Raw genomic sequence first — 17,987 nt, 5'->3', positions numbered from 1 at the left:
TTCCGGCAAAAGACGGGTTTTTACGGGCGTATTTAAAGTGATAATCATAAGATATCTGGTTCGGGAAACGCTCAAAAGCCAACTTGCGATCCTATTCATCCTGCTTTTGATCTTCTTTTGTCAAAAGTTGGTCAGGATCCTTGGTGCGGCTGTTGACGGTGATATCCCGGCAAATCTGGTGCTCTCGCTGCTGGGGCTGGGCGTGCCAGAAATGGCGCAACTTATCTTGCCCTTAAGCCTGTTCCTCGGGCTGCTGATGACGCTGGGCAAACTGTATACCGAAAGTGAAATTACGGTCATGCATGCCTGCGGGCTGAGCAAGGCTGTGCTTGTTAAAGCGGCGATGGTGCTGGCGTTGTTTACCAGTATTATTGCGGCGGTCAACGTGATGTGGGCCGGACCGTGGTCCTCCAGACATCAGGACGAAGTCCTGGCGGAGGCGAAAGCGAACCCCGGTATGGCGGCGCTTGCTCAGGGGCAATTCCAGCAGGCGACCAACGGCAGTTCGGTGCTGTTTATCGAAAGCGTTGACGGCAGCAACTTCAAAGACGTGTTTCTCGCGCAAATCCGCCCGAAAGGCAACGCTCGTCCTTCGGTCGTCGTAGCTGATTCCGGACATCTTACCCAATTGCGCGATGGCTCTCAGGTTGTGACGCTAAACCAGGGGACGCGCTTTGAAGGTACCGCGCTGCTGCGCGATTTCCGCATTACCGACTTCCAGGATTATCAGGCGATTATCGGCCATCAGGCCGTGGCGCTGGATCCAAACGATACCGAACAGATGACCATGCGTACGCTGCTGGCGACCGACACCGATCGCGCCCGCGCGGAGCTGACCTGGCGTATCACGTTAGTATTCACCGTATTTATGATGGCGCTGATGGTTGTACCGCTGAGCGTGGTGAACCCGCGTCAGGGTCGCGTGCTGTCGATGCTGCCGGCAATGCTGCTCTATTTGCTGTTCTTCCTGGTTCAGACATCGCTGAAGTCGAACGGTGGCAAAGGTAAGCTGGATCCGGTGTTCTGGATGTGGGTGGTTAACCTGGCTTATCTGGCGCTGGCGATTGTGCTTAACCTCTGGGATACGGTGCCGATGCGCCGCTTGCGTGCCCGTTTTATGCGTAAAGGAGCGGTATAATGCAGCCTTTTGGTGTACTTGACCGCTATATCGGTAAAACCATTTTCACCACCATCATGATGACGCTGTTCATGCTGGTATCGCTCTCCGGGATCATCAAGTTCGTTGACCAGCTGAAAAAAGCCGGGCAGGGGAGCTACGATGCGATGGGCGCCGGGCTGTATACCCTGCTCAGTGCGCCGAAAGATATCCAGATCTTCTTCCCGATGGCGGCGCTGCTGGGGGCATTGCTGGGGCTGGGCATGCTGGCCCAGCGCAGTGAACTGGTGGTGATGCAGGCGTCTGGCTTTACCCGTATGCAGGTGGCGTTGTCGGTGATGAAAACCGCGATTCCGCTGGTGCTGCTGACGATGGCCATTGGCGAATGGGTCGCACCGCAGGGTGAACAGATGGCGCGTAACTACCGTGCGCAGCAGATGTACGGCGGCTCGCTGCTCTCTACCCAGCAGGGTTTGTGGGCGAAAGACGGTGACAGCTTTGTCTACATCGAGCGGGTGAAAGGCGAGGCCGAGTTGGGCGGGATTAGCATCTACTCGTTTAACGACAAGCGTCGTCTGCAGTCTGTACGTTACGCTGCGAGCGCGACGTTTGACCCGGAGCAGAAGGTCTGGCGTTTGTCGCAGGTGGATGAATCCAACCTGACCGATCCGAAACAAATCACCGGTTCGCAAACGGTGAGCGGCACCTGGAAAACCAACCTGACGCCCGACAAGCTCGGCGTCGTGGCGTTGGATCCTGACGCGCTGTCGATTAGCGGTCTGCATAACTACGTGAAGTACCTGAAGTCGAGCGGCCAGGATGCCGGACGCTACCAGCTCAATATGTGGAGCAAAGTCTTCCAGCCGCTATCAGTGGCGGTCATGATGCTGATGGCGTTGTCGTTTATCTTTGGTCCGCTGCGTAGCGTCCCGATGGGGGTGCGTGTGGTGACGGGGATTAGCTTCGGTTTTGTGTTCTATGTGCTGGACCAAATCTTTGGCCCGCTGACGCTGGTGTACGGCATTCCGCCGATTATCGGTGCGCTGCTGCCAAGCGCCAGCTTCTTCCTGATAAGCCTGTGGCTGATGCTGCGTAAATCGTAATCACAGTAATCGTAGGCCTGATGGCGTTGCGCTTTTCAGGCCTACTCCGGACCCGTAGGCCGGATAAGGCGTTAAGCCGCCATCCGGCAACGTAATACGGGCTAGCGTTTTCTCCCACCCATCAAACTCCCCAACATGCCGCGGATTATCTGATTAGTAACCTGTCGCGCCGCGCTTTTCGCCACGCTCTGTACCACGCCATCGCGCTTGCCGCCGCGCGGCCCTGTGCTGCCAAATAAAATATCCTTCAATCCACCGAGGATACCGCCATCCACCTCGACCGCTTTACCGTTGGCGGGAGGCGTATTTTGCTGCTCGGTACTGGCCTGCACGCCTTGCTGTAAACGTTCATAGGCGGACTCTCGGTCGATATCTTCTTCATATTTGCCGTACAGCGAAGAGTGATTAATCAGCCCGTTGCGCTCGTCGTCCGTCACCGGTCCCATCCGTGAGCACGGCGCAATCACCATCGCCCGTTCAACCACCGACGGGCTGCCTTTGGCGTCCAGAAACGACACCAGCGCCTCGCCGGTTCCCAGCTCCTGAATGGCTTTTTCGGTATCAAATGCCGGGTTGGCGCGCATTGTTTGTGCCGCGGTTTTCACCGCTTTCTGATCTTTCGGCGTGAACGCGCGCAGGGCGTGCTGCACGCGGTTCCCCAACTGACCAAGCACGTTGTCCGGAATATCCGACGGGTTTTGCGAGACGAACCACACGCCGACCCCTTTCGAGCGGATCAGACGGATCACCTGTTCGATTTTATCTAGCAGCACCTGCGGGGCATCGTTGAACAGCAGATGCGCTTCATCAAAGAAGAACACCAGTTTTGGTTTCTCCAGATCGCCCGCTTCCGGTAACTGTTCGTACAGTTCTGAGAGCATCCACAGCAGGCTGGCGGCGTACAGTTTGGGCATCTGGTAGAGCTTCTCTGCGCTGAGAATATTAATCATCCCTTTGCCGCTGGCGTCGGTACGCATCCAGTCTTTGATGTCCAGCATCGGTTCGCCAAAGAAGTGTGCCGCTCCCTGCTGCTCCAGCGACAGCAGTCCGCGCTGAATAGCCCCGACCGAAGCGCTGCTGATATTGCCGTACTGATTCTGGAAGGATTTAGCGTTATCGCCGATGTACTGAGTGATGGCCCGCAGGTCTTTGAAATCGAGCAGCAGCAGGCCCTGGTCATCGGCAATGCGGAAGATAATATCCAGCACGCCGGACTGAACGTCGTTGAGATTCAACAGACGAGCCAGCAGCAGCGGCCCGAGGTCAGATACCGTGGCTCGCACCGGGTGACCCTTTTCGCCGAAGATATCCCACACCGTGACCGGATTACCATGCGGTTGCCAGTCGGTAATGCCGATGTTTTTCAGGCGGGCGAGCAGCTTTTCAGAGGCTTGTCCTTCCTCGGCCACGCCGGTTAAATCACCTTTCACATCGGCCATAAATACCGGTACGCCAATCTCGGACAACGATTCGGCCAGCTTTTGTAGTGTGACGGTTTTACCAGTCCCGGTGGCGCCGGTAATCAGCCCGTGACGGTTGGCCATGCCTGGCAGTAAAAACAGTTCGGTGTCCGGCGTGCGGGCAATTAGCAGGGGTGCGCTCATTGAGATTTCCTCCATTTATCCTGCCTGGAGTATAGGCAACCGTGACGCACTCTTCACCGCTAAATTGCGGAGATTGTGAGGAGAATTTTACCTTCCTGGAATAGCGGGGAGAATAGCCGGGAAGCTTACGCTTCCCGGCAAAGACGATCAGAAGTCGGCTTTCAGCACCACGCGGTAGCGGGCCTTGCCGTCACGCACGTGCTGGATTGCTTCGTTAATTTGCGACATCGGGTACAGCTCGGTGGTAGGCGACACCTTGCTGCGCCCGGCAAACTTCATCAGCTTGCGCAGCTCGAATGGCGTTCCGGTCGCCGAACCGGAGATGCTGCGATCCCCGGCAATTAAGGTAAACGCCGGAACTGGCAGCGGCTTCAGCACTGCACCGACGGTATGGAAGTTACCGCCGTAGGCCAGCGCTTCAAAATAGGGTTGCCAGTCGAGATCGACGTTAACCGTGTTAATGATGAGATCGAACTGGCCCGCCAGTGCTTTTAGCGCATCTGGATCGCGGCTGTTGACCACTTTATCCGCCCCCATCGCCAGCACTTCCTGCTCTTTCGCCGGATTGGAGCTGAACGCGGTCACTTCGCAGCCCATCGCATGCAACAGCTTAATGGCGATATGCCCCAGCCCGCCGATGCCGATCACCCCGACGCGGCTGGTGGCGGTGATATGGTGTATCAGCAGCGGTTTGAACACCGTGATGCCGCCGCACAGTAATGGGCCAGCTGCCGCCAGATCGATACTCTCCGGCAGCGGGATCACCCACTGCCAGTCGGCCCGCAGCTTCTCGGCAAAGCCGCCGCGATTAAGAATAGTGGGAACGGAACCTTCCAGGCAGTTGATTTGATTACCGCTGATACAGGCGTCGCAGTGCCCGCAGCTGCGCGCCGTCCAGCCAATACCGACGCGCTGACCAACCTTCAGACCCTTATCCTGCGCCGCGCTGCCGAGAGCTGCCACGCGACCAATCACCTCATGCCCGGCAACCAGCGGATACTGAGAGAATCCCCATTCGTTGTCGATCATTGACAAATCAGAATGGCAGATACCGCAGTAATCGACCTGGACTTCGACATCTTCCGGCTTAAGCTCCCCCGCATCATATTCATAGAGTTCGAGTTCGCTGCCCGCCGCTTTTGCGGCGTAGCTTTTTATCATCGACATCGTGTTTCCCTCAGTGTGGTGTTGAACTGGAAGTGTAGAGCATGGGGAAACGGGACGCTTCGCAGAAGGGGGGATTAAGAAGCGGGTAAACTGTGATGATGGTTACAGGTAAGAAAGGTAATGCTGAAATTTTCAACACTTAGCGAGCCAGACACACGCTGGCGCTTGCATGGTGGCGCACGACAGGTATAATCCACAACGTTTTCCGCATCCCTTCCGTGCCGGAGTGGCGAAATCGGTAGACGCAGTTGATTCAAAATCAACCGTAGAAATACGTGCCGGTTCGAGTCCGGCCTTCGGCACCATCGGAACATCAATAGACGTCAACGGACGTCTTTTTTTGTGCCTGAAATCCAGTATTCGCAAGGCTTTCCTCGCTTTTTCACTCAACCTAAGTCAACCTGATTCAATCTACATCAACTTACTGATGCGGGTACAACTGCGGGTATATCCCGGTTCGATTATGTTTGTACCCACACAGGACCCTTGAAAGGATACTCATCATGGCTCTGAGTGATGTGAAGGTTCGTTCGGCTAAGCCTGAAGCAAAAGCCTACAAACTGACTGACGGTGATGGCATGGTTTTGCTGGTTCACCCTAACGGCTCCAAATACTGGCGACTGCGTTATCGCTTTGGCGGTAAGGAGAAGATGCTGGCCCTGGGGAAATATCCTGAAGTGTCGCTGGCGGATGCCCGGGCACGCAGGGATGAGGCCCGTAAACTATTAGCTAATGGCGTCGATCCTAGTGAGAACAAGAAAGCTGTTAAGGTAGAGCAGGAGCAAGAGGCGATAACGTTTGAAGTGGTCGCCAGAGACTGGCATGCCAGCAATCAAAAGTGGTCGGCATCGCATAGCGCCCGTGTATTGAAAAGCCTCGAAGACAATTTATTTGCTTCAGTTGGGAAGCGAAATATCAAAGATATTGGTACTCGTGACTTACTGGTTCCAATTAAAGCAGTGGAAAAGTCAGGACGCCTTGAAGTGGCTGCGCGTCTTCAACAGCGAACAACGGCAATAATGCGCTTTGCAGTACAGAACGGCTTAATTGATTACAATCCTGCACAAGAGATCGCTGGTGCGATCGCAACAGCTAAACGAAAGCATCGCGCTGCGCTAGATCTCAACCGAATTCCTGAGTTACTCCATCGTATTGATAACTACACCGGCAGGCTATTAACGCGGTTAGCTGTGGATTTGACGTTACTGGTTTTCATCCGTTCGAGCGAGTTACGTTTTGCTCGCTGGACAGAAGTGGATTTTGAAACGGCTATGTGGACGATTCCGGGCGAGCGTGAGCCACTGGAAGGAGTTAAGCATTCTCAACGTGGTTCGAAGATGCGTACTCCACATCTTGTTCCTTTGTCGCGACAAGCTCTCGCTATCTTGCAAAAGATCAAAAGCATGAGTGGAAACCGTGAGCTGATCTTTGTGGGCGATCACGATCCGCGTAAACCTATGAGTGAAAACACGGTGAACAAAGCTCTGCGAGTGATGGGCTATGACACGAAAACGGAAGTATGCGGACATGGTTTCAGGACGATGGCGTGTAGTTCTTTGATTGAATCGGGATTGTGGTCGAGGGATGCAGTAGAGCGGCAGATGAGCCACCAGGAGCGAAGTTCTGTACGGGCGGCTTACATCCATAAGGCGGAGCATCTGGGGGAGAGGAGGTTGATGCTGCAGTGGTGGGCGGATTATCTGGATGCGAATCGTGATAAGGGGGTGAGTCCGTTTGATTACTCTAAAGACAAAAAACGATTGCAATGATTTGTTAAAAGTTCCTGCAGATCAAACTATCGCTAATTGGCATATGACCCACTGGAACCTATGTCGGGTATCTATGCCCGACATGTATCCTGAATTTAAACATGTTGAATATGCAGGTCTTCCTGTCCATACGTTCAATGTTGTCCTAACTGAAGTAATTTAATTTCAGCTTGAATTTTTTTGTTTTTTTCGCATTTTGGGATACGATTTGCATCGTTAAGCACAACGATAAGGACCATTATGATCCGCTGCCATCTTGCTCGGCTCATGGGCGAACATAAGATGCGAATAGCCGATGTTGTCAGGGAAACTGGCCTGAGTCGCAACACTATCACTTTGCTTTATAAAGAGACGGCTCAGAAGGTTGACCTGGATACATTAGAAAGGCTTTGCGTGCTTTTTGACTGTGAAATACACGATTTACTGCAAAAGGTTCCTGCTTCGCAGAATCGTTCAGAGAAAAATTAATGACATTGATTAACCTAAAAGATCTCGAGGCCCATCTTTGGCATGCAGCCCATATCATCACTGGGCCTATTGATGCGTCAGATTACAAAACGTACATTTTTCCCATCCTGTTCTTCAAACGCATTTGTGATGTATATGACGAAGAATTTGCCGATGCGATGGAGAGCGTTGGGGATGCAGAGCTTGCCAAAGGGAAGATGTTTCACCGTATTCAGATACCAGAGAATTGTCACTGGCGTGATGTATTCGCTGAAACCAAAGACATCGGCCAGGCATTGAAAGATTCCTTCCGTGGTATAGAACTGGCAAATCCTAAACTGCATGGCATTTTTGGCGATGCCAGCTGGACCAATAAAGAACGCCTTTCTGATGAGTTGCTGGCTACGTTACTTAATCACTTCAATAAGGTAAACCTTGGCGTTTCTAGTGTCCGTGACGATGATATGGGGCGCGCATACGAGTATCTGATCAAACGCTTTGCAGACAAAGCTAACAAGAAAGCCGGTGAGTTCTATACCCCACGTACTATCGTTCGCTTGATGGTTAACATTCTTGATCCAAAAGCCGGTGAGAGCGTTTACGACCCTGCTTGTGGTACTGGCGGTATGTTGCTCGAGACTATTCACCATGTAAAAGAAAATGGTGGCGATCCGCGCTTGTTAAAAATTAAAGGTCAGGAAAAAAACCTGACCACTGAAGCCATCGCGCGAATGAACCTGTTCCTGCACGGTCAGGAGGATTTCGATATTGTTCGCGGGGATACGCTGCGTGAACCTAAGTTTTTACAAAGCGATCGTTTAGAAACCTTCGACTGCGTTGTTGCCAACCCACCATTTAGCTTGAAGGAATGGGGATACGATCTGTGGTCGAACGATCCCTATGGCCGTAAGCAATATGGCCTAGCGCCTAAAACAAATGGTGATTTTGCCTGGGTGCAGCATATGTTTGCTTCACTTAACGACAAAGGGCGTATGGCTGTCGTGTTACCTCATGGTGTGCTGTTTCGTGGTGGATCTGAGGGGGCAATTCGAACCAAATTGCTGCAAGAGAATCGCATTGTGGCGATTATTGGTGTCGCTTCCAACCTGTTCTATGGGACTGGGATTCCTGCGTGTATTTTGGTACTGCGCAAATCACGCCCGGCAACGCATAAAGATCATGTATTGATCATCAATGCTGAAGAAATCTATACCAAGGGGCGCGCGCAGAATACGCTGTCCAACAAGCAGGCCGATGACATTTACCAAATCTATCATGACCAGGCGCGACAGGGGCCAGATGCAAAAGAAATCGAAGGCGTTGCACGCTGGGTACCTCTGAAGGAGATTGAAGAAAATGACTTCAATCTAAATATTGCTCGTTATGTGCAAAAGCCACTCGAAGAAGAAACCATCACTGTGGAAGAGGCGCTCAAAGATTTTCAACGAAAGTTGGCTGAACTGGAAAAAGCAGAAGAGGAGCTGGAAGCCCTGCTTATCAAAGAAGGGTTCGAGGTATGAGTAATAAAAAGCTGGAAGAATTGCTCTGGGGAGCTGCTGAGTTTCTTCGCGGCCAAATCGACGCATCAGACTACAAGCAGTATGTCTTCCCGTTGCTGTTTTACAAACGCCTGTCAGATGTCTATCTGGAAGAATATAACGAAGCGCTGGAACTCCATGAAGGTGATGCTGAATACGCCGCCATGCCGATGTTTCACCGTTTCAACATTCCCTCTGAAGCCAGTTGGGAAAAGGTCCGAAATACCAGTAAAAACATTGGTGAAGCGATCCAGAATGCGCTTCGACTAATTGAAGCCAATAACCCGCGTTTACATGGCGTCTTCGGTGATGCGCAGTGGACCAATAAAGAGCGCCTGCCCGATCATCTGCTGGCTGATCTGATTGAACATTTCAGTAAAATTCCGCTCGGTATTCAATCTGTCGCCCAGGATGATCTCGGTGAAGCCTACGAATACCTGATTAAAAAGTTCGCTGATGATTCCGGCCACACGGCGGCAGAGTTTTACACCAACCGTACCGTCGTGCATTTAATGACGCGCATTATGGGCTTAAAACCGGGTGAAACTGCCTATGATCCAACGTGTGGCACTGGAGGGATGTTGCTAAATGCTGTGATGGACCTTCGAGCAAGAGGTGAAGAATGGCGCTCTGTGCACCTTTATGGCCAGGAAGTGAACCTGCTGACTTCTGCTATCGCCCGTATGAATATGTTCTTGCACGATATTGAAGAGTTTGATGTGCTGCGTGGTGATACTTTGGCTGAGCCAAAGTTTATTGAAAACGATCGGCTCAAGCAGTTTGATGTGATTTTTGCTAACCCGCCGTACTCCATCAAAAAATGGAATCGTGACAAGTTCGCCGCCGATCCGTATGGTCGAAATCTTTATGGTGTACCACCGCAGGGCTGCGCTGATTATGCATTTTACACTCACATTATCAAAAGTTTAAAACCCGATGCCGGTCGTGCTGCCATGCTCTGGCCACACGGTGTGCTGTTCCGTGATTCTGAGCAGGCCATTCGTAAACAGGTGATTGAATCGGACATCATTGAAGCGGTGATTGGGTTAGGGCCGAACTTGTTTTATAACTCGCCGATGGAATCGTGTGTGGTTATTCTTAATTGCAATAAATCACCTGAACGTAAAAATAAGGTGTTATTCATTAACGGTGTGGAAAATGTCACCCGCGAACGTGCTTATAGTCGTTTATCCGATGCTGATTTGGCGGTGCTCAGTGAGGCCTACTTTACCCCTGAGAACCAAAGCGACATTACCGCTTTGGTTGATATCGAGGTGATTAAAGAAAATCTATACAACCTGTCGATTCCGCTGTATGTGCAAGCACAAAGTAACGAAGAAGCACATGATATTGAACAGGCCATTGAAGCGTGGAAAATCAGCCGTGTGCAATTAAAAAAACAGACCAATAAGTTATTTAAAAGCCTGAGTAAACTGGGGTATAAACTTGTCCGCGAGGAAGTACAGTAATGAGTGATAAACAAATCGTTAAATTTGGTGATATTTGCCGAGAATTTAAACTCACTACTAAAGACCCAATTGCCGATGGTTATGAGCGCTACATTGGCTTGGAGCATTTGGATTCCGACTCGCTTAAAATAAAACGCTGGGGAATGATTGCGGAAGATAACCCAAGCTTTACACGCGTATTTAAGAAGGGGCACATACTTTTTGGTAAGCGTCGTCCATATCTAAGGAAGGCTGCTATTGCAGAGTTTGATGGGGTTTGTTCCGGCGACATTATTGTTATGGACCCGATAACAAAAAAAATACTACCAAGCGTTTATCATTTGGTTTTCAAGAACAGAAAATTCTGGGATTTTGCAGTACAAACTTCATCAGGGTCTTTATCACCAAGGACTAAGTTCTCGTCATTAAAAGAATTCGAAATATCCCTGGCTAAAATATCAGAACAAAAAACGCTTGCGGATATAAGTACAAAACTATCTGTTGTTGACAATAAAATATTTGAGATGCTGGATTCGAGCAGGCGATTCATAAACTCATTTATTGATAGTTATATTGTATCTCAAGTTAGAAATATTAAAACTGAAGGGCATCAAGATTCAAGATATGGTCGAATTCCTAAAGGATGGGAAGTCCATGAACTAAAGGATGTCTGTGACTTAATTATCGACTGTAAAAACCGAACTCCCAATTTTTATAACGAAGGAATCCCTGTGATACGTACTTCCAATATCCGAGAAGGGAAGATCGTATGGGATGATATGAAATTTACGGATGAAAATGACTATAAAATTTGGACTGAACGTGGAGAGCCTCAATTTGGCGATGTGATCATTACGAGGGAAGCTCCTATTGGTGAAGTGTGTCTAGTACCCCAAGACACCAAGCTATGTCTGGGGCAACGTATGATGCTGTTTAGACCAAATAAAACTATTGTTACACCAGAATTTCTTCGATGCGCTTGTTTATCTAAATTTTTCCAGCGTCAACTACTAGCTTTGGCTAATGGGTCAACAGTTGGCCATGTCCGTGTTGGAGAGCTAAAAAAGACAAAAGTGATTTTGCCTGGACTAGACCTTCAGAGAAAGTTATCGGGAATATTTAATGAACTCGAAAAAAATCATGAGATATTGCTTGAAAAGTCACGAAGTCTGACTTCAGTATTTGAGCAGATTGCTTAAGGAGATTGAATGTTTAACGAACAAACCGTCACAGAAAATGGAATTATCGACCGTTTAAAAGGTTTAAGCGGGGTCAAGTGGACATACTGCCACGGAGAAAATCTGCCTAAACAAGCGCAGGATATCTTCGTTGATGAGTGGCTAAAGGACGCGCTTTGTTCGTTAAACCCTGATATCGGCAGACAGCCTGACTATGCTGATGAGGTCATCTATAAACTTCGAGGAGTGGTTTTAGAGGCCCGCCATACCGGTCTGGTGAAGGCCAATGAAAACTTCCAGGAATGGTTGATGGCTGACAAAAGCTTGCCTTTTGGCGAGAATGGCGACCATATCACCATCAATCTGATTGATTTTGACAATATAGAAAATAACCACTTTGTGGTGGCAAAGCAGGTCCACTATATCGCGGCCACTGAAGTCTATTTTGATATTGTCTTGTATGTGAACGGTATACCACTGGTGGTGGGCGAAGTTAAAACCGCAACGCGTCCCAGCGTGACCTGGCAAGACGGTGCTGCCGATTTCATGGGCGGCAAAAAGTACTATTGGAAAAATGTTGAATCTTTCTTTGTCCCCAACTTGCTGTGCTTTGCCAGCGAAGGAAAAACCTTTGCCTATGGCGCAATTAATGCCCGAGTTAAAGACTGGGGGCCCTGGCATAATACTGAGCTTCGTGATGAGATTCTGCCGGGATTAGCATCGGTACTCAACAGCTGCGAGAGTTTGTTAAATCCACAGACCTTACTGCAGCTACTGGAATCTTTCGCATTATTTTCAACCGTCAAAACGGGCAAAAATACTCCGCCTAAACGCGTTAAAATCCTGCCGCGTTATCCGCAATTTGAAGCAGCAAAACAAATTGTTGACCGTGTTCGCAGAGGCTATCCAAAAAAAGGTCTGATTTGGCATTTCCAAGGATCGGGTAAATCCTTGTTGATGCTTTACGCAGCCAAAATGCTGCGTGCCGATAATGCGTTAAAAAACCCGACGGTACTTATCGTTGTGGACCGGCGAGATCTGGACAGCCAAATTAACGAAACTTTTGGTGGGGCCGACGTTAAGAATCTGATTAAAGTACCAAGCTGCAAAAAGTTGGGCGAATACATTGAGCAAGACAGCCGTGGCATTTTAATCACCACCATCTTTAAATTTAAAGATATCGAAATTGACGATAGCAACCCCAATGGCCTGAATAACCGTGACAACATCATTGTGTTGGTTGACGAAGCTCACCGTACCCAGGAAGGTGGGTTAGGCGAGAAAATGCGTTGGGCGTTGCCCAATGCCCACTTCTATGGCCTGACTGGTACTCCGATTTCTGGCATTGATCGTAATACATTCAAGTTGTTCGGTGCCGAAGAAGATCCGGGTCGCTATATGAGCCGCTATAGCTATAAGCAGTCGATCCGGGATGGCGCAACTAACCCGGTGAAGTTCGAACCTCGGCTGGCAGAACTCCGAGTGGATCGTGATGCTATCAACGAAGAATTCGAGCAACTGGCTACCGAAAACAACCTGGATGAAGAAGAAAAAGCAGCATTGTCCAGGCGTGCAGGCAAGCTGGCTATCATGCTGAAATCCCCCAGACGCATGGCTGCAGTAAGTAATGATATTGTTGAGCATTTTACCAGCCATGTTATGCCGAAAAAGATGAAAGGCATGGTGGTAGTATATGATCGCGAAGCCTGCGTACAAATGTATTACCTGCTCGGTGAAAAGCTCGGTTTTGATGCAGTTGAAGTAGTTATGAACGTTGACCAGGCTCCGATTAAAGCTGAAGAGGGGGGTAAAAAAGATAAGCTCAACAAGGACTGGCTTAAATGGCATGATGAGTTGGATCTGCCTGTCAAACAAGTCGATTTCGAACGCTGGCAGCACATTGATGCAGAAGAACAAGTACAGAAGGATTTGATTGAATGCTTTAAAGATCCAGAGCATCCATTACAGCTTATCATCGTTACCGCCAAGCTGCTTACGGGCTTTGATGCACCAATTTGCTACTGCATGTACCTCGATAAGCCTTTACGCGATCATACGCTTCTGCAGGCTATGTGTCGTACCAACCGATTGTACGAAACTGATGATGTACGCAAGAACATGGGATTAATTATTGACTACCTCGGCGTTTTCGAAAATCTGCGTACCGCTCTGGCCTATAACCCTGAAGAAATTGAAGGGGTTGTAGAGGGAATCGAGGCATTTAAAGAGCTATTGCCGTTACAACTGAATAAATGTCTGGCCTTCTTCCCTGGTGTGGATCGTTCCATAGAAGGTTTTGAAGGTATTATGGCCGCGCAAGAATGTCTGCCAACTAACGAGAAGCGTGATGAATTCGCTGCCAGCTTTGGAGTGTTATCTAAGTTATGGTCAGCTATCAATCCAGATCCTTTTTTAACCCCTTATCGTCAGGACTATAAATGGCTGGCGCAAATTTATGAATCGGTGCGTCCGGTGGGGCAGACAGGTGCGCTTGTTTGGGCTGCGCTTGGTCCTGAAACCATCAAAATGATCCATGAGCATACTGATATCAATCGTATTCGCGATGATATTGACGAGTTGGTCATGGACGAGCACGCTATTTTTACCCTGACCGCTAAAGAACAGGAACAACGTGCCAAGCGCCTGGAGATTGATCTTATGGGGCGTTTGCGCGGCAGTCATGATCCTAAATTTGTGGCATTGGGCGAGCGTTTGGAAAAACTGCGTCAGGACTATGAAGCTGGTGTTATCAAGGCCATCGACTGGTTGAAAGGCCTGTTGGATGCTGCGAAAGATACCGTAAAAGCCGAGCGCGAAACAGGCGAGCGCCCAGTAACTGAAGCTGATAATAAACAGGCTTTGACCAAGCTTTTCCTCGAAACACGCCCAGAAACTACCCCTAAGTTAATCGGTGATGTTGTAGAGCAAATTGATAAAATCGTCAAAGCTACACGCTTTGATGGCTGGCAAAACTCCAACAGTGGCCCGCGTGAAATCCAAAAGGCGCTTTTGTTGACCTTGGCCCAGTTTGGACTAGGGAAAGATAAAGAGTTGTTCCGGAAGGCGTATGGGTACATTGAGGGACATTATTGAGTTTAATTAATTATCAAATTTAAACCACCTTCTATGGAGGTGGTTTTTTATCTACTTTAATAGCTAGTATGGGGAGGTTATTTCTCCCTTTACAGAAATATAACGACAGTTATCTATTGAAGATGCGGATGGGCAATGGGCTGAAATTAGTCTCACTGGCTCTGGTGAAATAGGCTGAAGAGCATGGCGTGATGCAAAGATTTATTAAATCAGGTAAATCAATGAAATGTTAACGAACGTTTTAACTGGATCTATTTTATAGAGATATTATGTTCATAACCCTAAATGAGTCACGGAAAATCACAGAGCGCTGGCTGGTGGAATATAACAGCGAGGAGCCTCATGAATCTCTGAATAACTGATCCCGGAAGAGTACCGACTGATGACCGAAAACCCTGGACTCTCAAAAAGTGCGTGGAACTAAAACAAATGTACTTACAGTTTTACTTCCCTTGCTTCAGTATATGCATACGGGCAATGTTGTCACCCCGTTGTCTGTCAGTGTGTTGGCCAGGTATTCAAACCACGGGCGTTTCGTGTCGTATTCAGGATAGTATTGCAGCATACTGCCGCAGAGGTGATAGGTGTAGCGGTCGTAAGGAGCAGTCTGTGCAACTATAAAATCAAGACGTCAGATAGATAGCATACGGATTTCAATCAAAGCAAGTTTAACTTTATTCTGTGTAGTGTTGTGCCGTAAAAAATACCGTTTCCATTTTATTCGTTTAGCATCAGGCACAACTAACCACAGATGTACTCTATTCGTGGACATATTATGGCTTATATAATTTCCTGCTTTATACAGGATATTCTCAATGGAGTTGCGAGATAGTGAAGATTTAAAAGCATGTTTGCACTGAACAAAAATAGTGTCATCCCCTTTTCGCAGAATAAGGTCGATACCGCCATCATTAAACCCTGCTGTGAGCCCTCTATATTCCACTTCATAGCCCTCAGCCTCAAATGCCTGACCAGTAAATTTTTCGTAAAGAGAACCCCAGCCATGAGGATCAAGATCGGCAAAATGACCGGTAAACAAAAGAGTATTCTCTGTGCGAACTGAGTAGGTTTTCATACTGTGATCCAGTTTAAGGTATCCAGCCTGAAGTACAGTTCCAATACCCTTCATAATCAGCCTCCTGCAGTAAGCAATTAGGTAATGTCAAACGCATAGTGATTGTGAGAAAAGCGCACTTCAAACGGTTCTCTCCCGTTAATAAATCATGTTAACTCGCGAGAGAATCTTCTTGAGGGCCTTCGGATGATGCTTGCTCCTCAGTTGGCGTTGCTGCAGAAGTATCAGGGTTCACATCGTTACACGGTGGTTGGTTCCTGAGCCAAGTCTCGAATAAATGCCCAAATTTAGATCCCAGGTAGATATCTTCAATCTGGGAAATTATATAACCTATAACACTAATAATAGCGGAAGCATAAATCAATAAAAACAAGATAAACAACCCTGTTTCTTTGCTTCTCCAGAAAGAATAGATGGCATCCCATCCTGCATAGATAAACATAGCAACTGCAAATACCCCGAACAAGGTAGTTATCATGTAGGATCTGCGGACAATCTTAGTGTTAACACTGAACCCTTCCTCAGGATAGTGACCGATAATAGTGTTTTTCAGAAAACCTCGCAGACGTACATCCAGCGAGCTAATATTTTTAGCCGCCATACAGGAAACCAGTTGGTGACAATGCCACACAGGCAAATACATTCCCAGTTGTTCATATAAAAGTTTCATCTGAACAAGAACATGCGGCGTTGTTGTTTTTTCTTTTAATGCATCAATTTTTGAAAAAATCTCTACTTTCTTATCCGCAGGAATTTTATCAAACTGGTATTTTCGTTTAGGTCGTGGGTTACCAACGATTTTTCCTGTCCAGTCAATGACTTTTTTTATCAAATACAGAACTACGGGGATTAACAATCCCGTAACAATATCAATCCCAGAAATCGATGACATTATTATACTCCTTAAACACGTAATATAAACACTCACGCCAACTAGGACAGCATAGCGAGTTATACTGTTTCAGTACAGATGAATTGTTTTAGATATCACTTGTTGATACAAATACAGCTATGTCGTTAATCGTATCCACTTTATTTTTTTCTCAAAATGCAGAACTCTCTTCTCATCGTGATGTTCCGGAAATAATTAGAATAAATCGATGGGCCTATATGAGAATTAATGCTGATTTATCTGTTGTTCTAAAGCAAGGTGTGTTTATCGTGATAATAAAATTTATTTATTTATTTGAGTGTAGGGTTGTTATTCCTTGCTTATTGATTTGGCATCATTGCGATGTATGTATATCAGCGATACTACAGGTGTTTAAAGCGAGTAGTTTACTGAATCTTGAAAGTTAATCTCAATCAGTGACTGGATTAGCTCTAGTTTTTATGAAGATCAAAGAATTCTTGATAAAGATAATGGCCATATAGTCGGAGTGTGAACCAAGTGTAGTGATTGTTCTAAAAATACGAAAAGATATGATGATGCCAATGAGTTAAGAATCATTGGCATCAAGGGGTAGGCGTTGACAGTGTTATAGGGGGAGCGATGTACAAACGAATAAGAAAGACACATACGGGGATTGTGGTTATTGAGACAGCATTAGGGAAAGTTCGAAAAACTGTGAGGTTGTATCGAACCGATAAGGTGTGGGTGGTATCAGTTCGAGAATCATATAGCTCGGAGAGGGGATAAAGGATTATAGGGAATCCACGGACAGGTGTTCTTTTGCTGAACAGCATTAAACCCCTGTCTGTTAATGAGGGGAATACATAGCTCAGTAGCCCGATGCTCCTGCCCCGGATTATTCTAAATAACAGCTATTTCGTTTTGAGCGCCTCTTATTCACGAGTAGCTGCGGCAATCAATGAAAAAATAGCATCTTGCCGGGGACGGATAATAGTTACCGGAATATGCCCTCGAAGTCTTTTACGTAATATTGATTTCTGGCTGATAAAGTAATGCTGAAAGCCATCCATTACGTGATAATGGAGATCTTCAGTCCGTCCTACAGTGACAACAACAGGTTGAGTGAAACCATCGTGTACCAATGATAACTCCAGTATTTTTTGCTCGACCGGACTTATGGTCTCCGGATTATAGTCGTTTGCTGTGACACACTCAGTCGGTACCCACTGTACGCAACCGACGGGTTCATCGCGAAACGGTCCATGATAATGTATAAATCGTTGCAGGCTATTTAGTGCGGCTATTTTCTCTACATCATTCATACCTGATAGCCAGTGAGAAAGTGAATGTACGATATCTTCGGGTAACATAATTTTCATTCCAGAATTTGCAGACAGCCTCCAGTCGTAATCGTTGCTATTATGACTGTCACTGCTAATAGCATTAATACTTCAATTAAGCTGGTGACATCGTGGCTTATAGAATGGGATGAGGTAGTAGTCACTCTGCGTTAATGCTTTCAATGGCCACCTGCATTGAGTTAACGCACGGAGGATCTTTGCTCTGCCGGTACCCTTCGTTTATTTGATAGTCGC

General features: G+C 47.7%; 13 protein-coding genes, 1 tRNA gene and 2 pseudogenes. 10 read left to right on the top strand and 6 right to left on the bottom strand.

Features of this window, described 5'->3' with window-relative positions:
• Nucleotides 1-37 precede the first annotated feature (37 nt).
• Nucleotides 38-1,138, top strand: a complete 1,101-nt coding sequence (gene lptF / locus SK39_RS08635) for an LPS export ABC transporter permease LptF (RefSeq protein ID WP_003839630.1) — start codon at nucleotides 38-40, stop codon at nucleotides 1,136-1,138.
• On the top strand, nucleotides 1,138-2,220 hold the full coding sequence (gene lptG, locus SK39_RS08630) for an LPS export ABC transporter permease LptG (RefSeq protein WP_003025875.1): 1,083 nt from the start codon (nucleotides 1,138-1,140) through the stop codon (nucleotides 2,218-2,220). The genes lptF and lptG overlap by 1 nt, the downstream gene beginning before the upstream one ends.
• Nucleotides 2,221-2,321: 101 nt before the next feature.
• Here lptG and SK39_RS08625 read toward each other — a convergent pair whose 3' ends face one another.
• Together SK39_RS08625 and ahr are read right to left on the bottom strand one after the other, a co-directional pair.
• Nucleotides 2,322-3,824, bottom strand: coding sequence for a helicase HerA-like C-terminal domain-containing protein (locus SK39_RS08625; protein ID WP_003025876.1), 1,503 nt, complete (start codon nucleotides 3,822-3,824; stop codon nucleotides 2,322-2,324).
• Between the two features lie 147 nt (nucleotides 3,825-3,971).
• On the bottom strand, nucleotides 3,972-4,991 hold the full coding sequence (gene ahr, locus SK39_RS08620; protein ID WP_048216909.1) for an NADPH-dependent aldehyde reductase Ahr: 1,020 nt from the start codon (nucleotides 4,989-4,991) through the stop codon (nucleotides 3,972-3,974).
• A 220-nt stretch (nucleotides 4,992-5,211) separates the two neighbouring features.
• Between ahr and SK39_RS08615 the strand changes: the two genes are divergently transcribed.
• From SK39_RS08615 to SK39_RS27555, 8 genes and pseudogenes are all read left to right on the top strand, one after another.
• A tRNA-Leu gene (locus tag SK39_RS08615) sits at nucleotides 5,212-5,296 on the top strand.
• A 198-nt stretch (nucleotides 5,297-5,494) separates the two neighbouring features.
• Entirely contained in the window at nucleotides 5,495-6,760 is a 1,266-nt protein-coding gene (locus SK39_RS08610) for a tyrosine-type recombinase/integrase (protein ID WP_048216908.1), read from the top strand.
• A gap of 240 nt (nucleotides 6,761-7,000) precedes the next feature.
• The gene (locus tag SK39_RS08605; RefSeq protein WP_048216907.1) at nucleotides 7,001-7,228 is read left to right on the top strand and encodes a helix-turn-helix domain-containing protein; all 228 of its coding nucleotides are present in this window, start codon (nucleotides 7,001-7,003) and stop codon (nucleotides 7,226-7,228) included.
• A complete protein-coding gene (locus tag SK39_RS08600; protein WP_048216906.1) occupies nucleotides 7,228-8,727 on the top strand; it encodes a type I restriction-modification system subunit M in 1,500 nt (499 codons plus the stop codon). The genes SK39_RS08605 and SK39_RS08600 overlap by 1 nt, the downstream gene beginning before the upstream one ends.
• Nucleotides 8,724-10,214 (top strand): type I restriction-modification system subunit M, encoded by a 1,491-nt coding sequence (locus SK39_RS08595; protein ID WP_048216905.1) that lies wholly within the window; start codon nucleotides 8,724-8,726, stop codon nucleotides 10,212-10,214. The genes SK39_RS08600 and SK39_RS08595 overlap by 4 nt, the downstream gene beginning before the upstream one ends.
• Entirely contained in the window at nucleotides 10,214-11,392 is a 1,179-nt protein-coding gene (locus tag SK39_RS26820; RefSeq protein ID WP_082139103.1) for a restriction endonuclease subunit S, read from the top strand. Before SK39_RS08595 ends, SK39_RS26820 begins: the two co-directional genes overlap by 1 nt.
• A gap of 9 nt (nucleotides 11,393-11,401) precedes the next feature.
• Nucleotides 11,402-14,464 (top strand): type I restriction endonuclease subunit R, encoded by a 3,063-nt coding sequence (locus SK39_RS08585; protein WP_048216904.1) that lies wholly within the window; start codon nucleotides 11,402-11,404, stop codon nucleotides 14,462-14,464.
• 101 nt (nucleotides 14,465-14,565) lie between these two features.
• Nucleotides 14,566-14,888 (top strand): annotated as a pseudogene (locus tag SK39_RS27555) (integrase core domain-containing protein); the annotation flags it as partial.
• A gap of 14 nt (nucleotides 14,889-14,902) precedes the next feature.
• Here SK39_RS27555 and SK39_RS27550 read toward each other — a convergent pair.
• From SK39_RS27550 to SK39_RS08570, 4 genes and pseudogenes are all read right to left on the bottom strand, one after another.
• Nucleotides 14,903-15,083: pseudogene (locus SK39_RS27550) on the bottom strand (DUF7828 domain-containing protein); the annotation flags it as partial.
• Nucleotides 15,084-15,095: 12 nt separating this feature from the next.
• Nucleotides 15,096-15,593, bottom strand: coding sequence for a restriction endonuclease (locus SK39_RS08580; protein WP_048216903.1), 498 nt, complete (start codon nucleotides 15,591-15,593; stop codon nucleotides 15,096-15,098).
• Nucleotides 15,594-15,690: 97 nt separating this feature from the next.
• Nucleotides 15,691-16,431: a hypothetical protein gene (locus SK39_RS08575; RefSeq protein WP_048216902.1), complete on the bottom strand. Its 741-nt coding sequence runs from the start codon at nucleotides 16,429-16,431 to the stop codon at nucleotides 15,691-15,693.
• 893 nt (nucleotides 16,432-17,324) lie between these two features.
• Entirely contained in the window at nucleotides 17,325-17,762 is a 438-nt protein-coding gene (locus SK39_RS08570; protein WP_048217405.1) for a ParB N-terminal domain-containing protein, read from the bottom strand.
• Nucleotides 17,763-17,987: the final 225 nt, after the last annotated feature.

Origin of the sequence: Citrobacter sp. BIDMC107 (assembly GCF_001037575.1) — a bacterium.
Lineage (GTDB): Bacteria > Pseudomonadota > Gammaproteobacteria > Enterobacterales > Enterobacteriaceae > Citrobacter > Citrobacter freundii.
This window is presented reverse-complemented; position numbering and strand designations above follow the sequence as displayed.

Bases quoted from the DNA above. Each gene is read 5' to 3' on its own strand.
- lptG (WP_003025875.1), top strand. From the start codon at position 1,138: ATGCAGCCTTTTGGTGTACTTGACCGCTATATCGGTAAAACCATTTTC.
- SK39_RS08625 (WP_003025876.1), bottom strand. From the start codon at position 3,824: ATGAGCGCACCCCTGCTAATTGCCCGCACGCCGGACACCGAACTGTTT.
- ahr (WP_048216909.1), bottom strand. From the start codon at position 4,991: ATGTCGATGATAAAAAGCTACGCCGCAAAAGCGGCGGGCAGCGAACTC.
- SK39_RS08610 (WP_048216908.1), top strand. From the start codon at position 5,495: ATGGCTCTGAGTGATGTGAAGGTTCGTTCGGCTAAGCCTGAAGCAAAA.
- SK39_RS08605 (WP_048216907.1), top strand. From the start codon at position 7,001: ATGATCCGCTGCCATCTTGCTCGGCTCATGGGCGAACATAAGATGCGA.
- SK39_RS08600 (WP_048216906.1), top strand. From the start codon at position 7,228: ATGACATTGATTAACCTAAAAGATCTCGAGGCCCATCTTTGGCATGCA.
- SK39_RS08595 (WP_048216905.1), top strand. From the start codon at position 8,724: ATGAGTAATAAAAAGCTGGAAGAATTGCTCTGGGGAGCTGCTGAGTTT.
- SK39_RS26820 (WP_082139103.1), top strand. From the start codon at position 10,214: ATGAGTGATAAACAAATCGTTAAATTTGGTGATATTTGCCGAGAATTT.
- SK39_RS08585 (WP_048216904.1), top strand. From the start codon at position 11,402: ATGTTTAACGAACAAACCGTCACAGAAAATGGAATTATCGACCGTTTA.
- SK39_RS08580 (WP_048216903.1), bottom strand. From the start codon at position 15,593: ATGAAGGGTATTGGAACTGTACTTCAGGCTGGATACCTTAAACTGGAT.
- SK39_RS08575 (WP_048216902.1), bottom strand. From the start codon at position 16,431: ATGTCATCGATTTCTGGGATTGATATTGTTACGGGATTGTTAATCCCC.
- SK39_RS08570 (WP_048217405.1), bottom strand. From the start codon at position 17,762: ATGTTACCCGAAGATATCGTACATTCACTTTCTCACTGGCTATCAGGT.